Origin of the sequence: Acholeplasma laidlawii (assembly GCF_015709225.1) — a bacterium.
Taxonomy (GTDB): Bacteria; Bacillota_I; Bacilli_A; order Acholeplasmatales; family Acholeplasmataceae; genus Acholeplasma; species Acholeplasma laidlawii_A.
On record NZ_JADNRS010000049.1, the window covers coordinates 65179 to 71705 of the forward strand.

Below are 6527 nucleotides of genomic sequence, written 5' to 3' on the forward strand. Positions count from 1 at the left end.
GGGTTGAATCCAATGTATCGTCGAATCATTTTAAAAATATCTGGAGAAGCTTTAAAGGGAGATGGCCAATACGGCATCGATCCTAAAACAGTTAAAAAGATTGCTCAAGAAATTAAAACTGTACGTAACGCTGGTATTGAAGTAGCTGTCGTTGTCGGTGCAGGTAATTTATGGCGTGGTAAGACTGGTGAAGAACTCGGTATGGACCGTGCACAAGCAGACTACATGGGTATGCTAGGTACGATCATGAACAGTTTAGCCCTACAAGACGCACTTGAAGCAATTGAAATTCCAAGCCGTGTGATGACAGCACTACAAATTGCAGCTGTAGCTGAACCTTATATTCGAAGACGTGCATTAAGACACTTTGAAAAAGGACGTGTAGTCATATTAGCAGGTGGTACAGGATCTCCATATTTTTCAACTGATACAACAGCAGCACTACGTGCAGCTGAATTAGATAGCGAAGTTATCTTAATGGCCAAAAATGGTGTAGATGGTGTCTATGATAAAGACCCTAATAAATTTAGTGATGCTGTACTTTTAAGACAAGTATCACATCAACAAGTCCTAGAAAAAAATTTACAAATCATGGATTCTACAGCAGCAAGTCTTTGCAAGGACAATCATATCGAAATACTTGTATTTGATATGAATAAACCTGGCAACATTTTAAAGGCAGCTAAAGGAGAAGACATCGGTACAGTTGTAAGAAACGGAGTAAACGCATGAATGAACAAGCAGATATGATATTACTTGAAATTGAAGAAAAAATGGAAAAGAGTTTAGAAGCTTTAGGTAGAGAATATGCAGCAGTTCGTACGGGCCGCGCTAACCCAAATATTCTTGACCGTATTATGGTAAGCTACTATGGTGTAGATACACCACTTAAACAAGTAGCATCCATTTCAGTACCTGAAGCACAACAACTTTACATCAAACCTTTCGACAAATCTATATTAAAAGATATAGAAACCGCGATCAACACATCTTCATTAGAATTACCTCCAAGAAATGATGGAACAGGTATTCGCTTAACACTACCAGCACTTACTGGTGAAAGACGTCGTAGTCTTGTTAAAGATGTTGAGAAAATGGCTGAAGCTGGAAAAGTAGCAATTCGTCATATCCGTCGAGATGGTAATGAACATCTTAAGAAATTAGGATTAACTGAAGATGATGAAAAGGGATACTTAGAAGACGTTCAAGCACTAACTGATGCATATGTCAAAAAAGTAGACGAACTGACTAAAGAAAAATCCGAAGAATTATTAGATGTATAAATAATTATGAAAACCACTTAAACTAAGTGGTTTTTTTATATATATGGTAAAATAAAAGAAAAAGGAGATTTACAATGGCAAAAAGACAAAAAGCATATTTAGGTTTAGAGTGGATAGTATCATTAATTCTAGCAATTATTCCGGTAACTAATGTGATTTTAGGTATAGTTACAAGAGTTCAACGTGGAAACATTTTAGGGGCTGTATTGAACTTCTTCATTGCTCCTTTATTCTATATTATTGACTTAGTCACTATGATTTTAAGTCGCGACTTAACTGTCTTAGCATAATCAAGTTAAGCATTAAACTGCAATCTAAATTGGTTGCAGTTTTTTATTGATTGAAACCTATAAATTAAAGGTATATAATAGATGTATACTAAAAAGGAGAAAATAAAATATGAAATTTGTTGAATGGATGGATGAATTACCGTTTGTTGTAAAGGTAATATTTTGTTTACCACTTCTAGATATTACTTGGGGAATTTATAGGATTGTTAAAGGTACAGAGTTGAAGAATAATGGGTTACTTATTATAGGTATCTTATGGATTATTCTTGGATGGAACATCTTATGGATCATCGATATTGTTACAACCACTGCAATGGGCAAACCAATATTAACAGACGCTTTATAAAATGTATTAAGCATACTTCAATTAAGGAGTATGCTTTTTTCTTTGTGGTATAATGATAAGTAATTATTTTAATCAATTGGGATATATCTAAAATGAATCAAGGAAAGGGATAGTGATGTATATACATCACCTATGGGCACGTAGATGAAAGTGGAAGGATTTAAGTATCACGGAACAAATAAAGTATATTATGCTTATTATAAGGATGGAAAATGGGATAAAGGTAAATTAGACAGTTCACTTCATTTTGAAATATCAGCGATGGCTGTTGCACTTCATTATGGCCAGTCAGTCTTTGAAGGATTAAAAGCTTATCGAGCAAAAGATGGACGCACTTTACTATTTAGACCAGATGCAAATGCTAAAAGGTTACAAAATAGTTGTGAAAGACTATTAATGCCTAAAGTACCAGTCGACATGTTTTTAGATGCTGTACATCAAGTAGTGGAAGCTAATAAAGATTTAGTGCCAAGCTATGAATCTAAAGGTACTTTATATATTAGACCTTTTGTCATTGGTACAGAAACTGTTATGGGTGTAAGATCATCTAATGAATTTTTATTTTGTATTGTAGCAACCCCGGTTGGAAATTACTTCAAAGATGGATTTAATCCAATTGATTTAACAACTACACCATATGACCGTGCTGCACCTAATGGACTTGGTCATGTAAAGTCTGGTGCGAACTACGCAGCAAGTTTATATCCTAAACATTTAGCAAAACAACAAGGTTTTGATGATTGTTTATATTTAGATCCCAAAACACATACTAAAATAGATGAAACTGGTGCAACCAATATTATCGCGATTAAAGATAACATGTTTATTACACCGCAGTCAAAATCGATACTACCAAGTATTACAAATAATAGTTTACAAACAATTGCTGAAAAGATGTTAGGTATGGAAGTCATAAGACGTTCAATTGATGTCACTGAGTTGTCTACATTTGATGAAGTTGGTGCATGTGGCACAGCTGCTGTGATTACACCAATAACCAAAATTTATGATAATGGTGTGAATTATCAGTTTAAATCGTATGAAAAATTACACAAACTATACAATTTAATTCAAAGTATACAGTTTGGCGACATAAAAGAAGATTTTGGTTGGGTCATTGAAGTTTAGTTTGCTATAATAAAGTGTACTTGAAAGGAAACTATTCATGAAAATTGGAAATCTACCAAAACACGTCGCCATTATTTTAGATGGCAATGGCAGGTGGGCTAAAAGATTACATCTACCAAGATCAGCAGGTCACTATCAAGGTGGCCTAAATCTAGCTAAAATTGCTGAACATGCAAACAATCGAGGCATAGAAGAACTCACTGTTTATGCTTTTTCAACCGAAAACTGGAAAAGACCACAGGATGAGGTTGAATATTTAATGACTAAACCGATTGAAGTTGTAAATAAAAATAAGGCTAGAATCTGTCAAGCAAACATTCGTATTCGTTTTAAAGGAAGAAAAGACCGATTATCCAAAGAAATATTGGAATTAATGGCGAGTCTAGAAGAAGAAACAAAAGATTTTACAGGTATGATCATTAATGTATGTATCGATTACGGTAGTTATGATGAACTCATAACTGCAATGAAACAAATAGAAGTTATAGATGAAGCACATCTAGAACAACATTTAATGGTGAATAGACCAGTAGACCTTTTAATTCGCACAGGTGGAGAACAAAGGTTATCAAACTTTTTACTATGGCAACTAGCATACGCGGAATTATATTTTACAAAAAGATACTGGCCAGCATTTAAGATTAAACATTTTGATAAGGCATTAAAAGCGTATTCAAAACGACAAAGACGTTTTGGGGGATTATAATATATGAAGAAAAGAATCATTACAGCAATTGTTTTAATTTTATTATTGCTACCAATTACAGTTTTAAATTATCCAAATTGGGTATTTAGTATATTTCAAATGGTCATGTTACTATTTGTGATTATGGGGGCATTAGAACTTATTCATATGTATGAAAAAGAAAAGCCAATCAAAATTGTTGTTCAAGTAGTTATAATCGTTTTATCCTTGTTAACATATATGAATGTTGGTGGGATGATAGCACCATTAAATCCTCAAGTATTACCTGGTTTATTCTTAATTACATTAAATCTAAACCCAGTGATTATACTTTCATTTGTAACAGTTATTTTATTAAGTTTATTAGTATTCATTGATGATTTTAGTGGTTCAGATTTAGGTAAAGCAATTACCATTATTAATTATATTGGTTTAGGCGCTGCATCAATTACCATCTTAAGATATTTAGGCGTTCGATTTATCGTTTATGTAGCCTTAATTTCAATGATGACAGATATCTTTGCTTATTTCTTTGGTATTGCTTTTGGTAAACATAAAATGGCACCAAGGATATCTCCTAAAAAGTCATGGGAGGGTGCCATTGCGGGTACACTCTTCGGTACGATTATTGCATCATCATTTGCGATATTCTACGGTGTGATATTTAGCCCAGAAGGATTTTTAGGATATATCTTTAATCCGGATGGCTATCAAACAATATTCGATAACTTTACAAGTATTGGTAATGAGCCTTTATTTACTCAAGCGCTTATTATTATACCAATCACTTTATTAGGTTCTATTTCTGCTCAAATAGGAGATTTAGTAGCTTCTAAATTGAAACGTAATTATAAAATTAAAGACTTCGGAAATATATTTCCAGGTCATGGTGGTATTTTAGATCGTTTTGATTCTATTATATTCATCGGTATCATGTTCTTAGGTATATTTATATTAATTAAACAGTTTTACCCAATGTAGTTTCGTATAAGGAGTGGCACTATGGATTTTTCACAACTTGTTAGTGTATTGACTAACTTAGTATTATTTTTATTAGTTTTAACAGTAATCATCTCGATTCATGAATTAGGACATTTCTTATTCGCGAAAAGAGCCGGTATTCTCATCCATGAGTTTTCAATTGGTATGGGACCTCAAATCGTTGCAAAAACAAAAGGTGATACCAAGTATGCCTTTAGAGCCATACCTTTAGGTGGCTATGTATCCATGAGTGGAGAAAATGGGGATTATGCTTTAATCTCAAAAGGCTCTAGAGTGGGTATATGTTTAAATGAAATTGGTTTAGTTACAGGTATTTTATTGGATCAAACAAGAAAAAAACCACTTGTTACTGGTGAAGTTGTTGATTTTGATTTATATGGTAAAAACTTAAGCGAACTTTTCATTGAAATTAAAACCGATGAAGGTGAAGTATTACGATATCAAGTGACACGTGATGCTAAATATTATTATGGTAATCAAAAAGAATTACAAATCACACCAGAAGAGTCATCTTTTGCATCTAAGACAATTTGGCAACGTTTCTTAGTGTTATTCATGGGACCTATGATGAACTTTATCTTAGCCCTATTACTATTTATTATTATTGCAGCAGTTCAAGGTAAACCAGTAGATGATAATGTTGTACATGAATCATCAAATCCTGGTCTAATTGCAGGTGATATTATTGTCAATATTAATGGTACAGATGTCGAAGACTTAAATGATATTAGACAAATTGGTGAACTTATCACAGATCATGTTGTACCAGTAGTAGTCGTTAGAAATGGTGTTGAAGAATCTATTAATCTATATGTGACGATTCTTTTACAAAACTTTGGTTTAGTTAATGATACAAGAGATGGATATAAAGACGGTGCATTTATTGGAGGTATCGGTGGTAAAGCAGGTAGTGCAGGTGTAAACTTAGGTGATGAAATCACACAAGTCAATGGGATACCTGTATCTAATTGGTCAGATATTTTAGTACTTGCCAGAAACTATAATCAAACAACCATTACATTAAATGTTTTACGTGATGGAGAATACTTAACTTTTACATATGATGTGTTACCTGAAGATACATTAAATAAGTTAGGTCATGAAAGTGTAGCCGTACGTTTTGGATTCCAAACAGGTTATGAATTTGACTTCTTATATATGTTATATAATCCGTTCCAAAGATTTGGTAGTTCAGTTACTGAAATGGTAAACACTATTGGTATGTTATTTAGTACTTCTAGTGGTGTTGGTGTTTCAGATCTTGCAGGACCTGTCGGTATATTTAGTTTAGTATCTAATGCAGCACAAGGTGGTTTCATTAATCTATTAGGTTTTGTTGCCTTCTTATCTGTAAATATTGGACTCATGAATTTACTTCCAATCCCAGCTTTAGATGGAGGTCGCTTGTTGTTCTTAGGATACGAAGCGGTGTCTAAAAAGAAAATTCCAGCAAAAGTTGAAGGACTAGTCAATAATGCATTCTTTATTCTGTTATTAATGCTCTTTGTATTTGTAACTTGGAATGACATTTTAAGAATTTTTACATAATTCAAAATTACCTTTAAAGGGCCATTTAATCAAAAAGTGGCCCTTTTTTATTGGAAAACTAATGATTTTAAAAATAAAACATTTTAATTTACATTTTTGCCCTTTTTTTTGAAATAAAGGTTGACTTATAATATCTATGTGTTAGAATATTACAGGTTCACTTCTTCGAGAACGGAAATCCAACTGTTATCTATAAGATAAACTTGAAAATCCAACAAAATAAAAAAAGTTGTTGACAAGTAAAA

At 32.8% G+C, this 6527-nt stretch carries 8 protein-coding genes; all 8 read left to right on the plus strand.

Features of this window, described 5'->3' with window-relative positions; all coding sequences use genetic code 11:
- Positions 1 to 12 precede the first annotated feature (12 nt).
- The gene (pyrH, locus tag IY230_RS05215; protein ID WP_196370401.1) at positions 13 to 732 is read left to right on the plus strand and encodes a UMP kinase; all 720 of its coding nucleotides are present in this window, start codon (positions 13 to 15) and stop codon (positions 730 to 732) included.
- Complete coding sequence (gene frr, locus IY230_RS05220) at positions 729 to 1283, plus strand: ribosome recycling factor (protein WP_012243084.1); 555 nt, start codon at positions 729 to 731, stop codon at positions 1281 to 1283. Before pyrH ends, frr begins: the two co-directional genes overlap by 4 nt.
- Positions 1284 to 1357: 74 nt before the next feature.
- Complete coding sequence (locus IY230_RS05225; RefSeq protein WP_012243083.1) at positions 1358 to 1573, plus strand: hypothetical protein; 216 nt, start codon at positions 1358 to 1360, stop codon at positions 1571 to 1573.
- Between the two features lie 109 nt (positions 1574 to 1682).
- The gene (locus IY230_RS05230) at positions 1683 to 1919 is read left to right on the plus strand and encodes a hypothetical protein (RefSeq protein WP_196370403.1); all 237 of its coding nucleotides are present in this window, start codon (positions 1683 to 1685) and stop codon (positions 1917 to 1919) included.
- A gap of 144 nt (positions 1920 to 2063) precedes the next feature.
- The gene (locus tag IY230_RS05235) at positions 2064 to 3047 is read left to right on the plus strand and encodes a branched-chain amino acid aminotransferase (RefSeq protein ID WP_196370405.1); all 984 of its coding nucleotides are present in this window, start codon (positions 2064 to 2066) and stop codon (positions 3045 to 3047) included.
- Between the two features lie 37 nt (positions 3048 to 3084).
- On the plus strand, positions 3085 to 3753 hold the full coding sequence (uppS, locus tag IY230_RS05240) for a polyprenyl diphosphate synthase (protein WP_196370407.1): 669 nt from the start codon (positions 3085 to 3087) through the stop codon (positions 3751 to 3753).
- 3 nt (positions 3754 to 3756) lie between these two features.
- Positions 3757 to 4713 carry a phosphatidate cytidylyltransferase gene (locus IY230_RS05245; RefSeq protein WP_196370409.1) on the plus strand — a complete coding sequence of 319 codons (957 nt, stop codon included), beginning with the start codon at positions 3757 to 3759 and terminating at the stop codon, positions 4711 to 4713.
- Positions 4714 to 4734: 21 nt separating this feature from the next.
- Positions 4735 to 6282: an RIP metalloprotease RseP gene (rseP, locus tag IY230_RS05250; protein WP_196370411.1), complete on the plus strand. Its 1548-nt coding sequence runs from the start codon at positions 4735 to 4737 to the stop codon at positions 6280 to 6282.
- Positions 6283 to 6527: the final 245 nt, after the last annotated feature.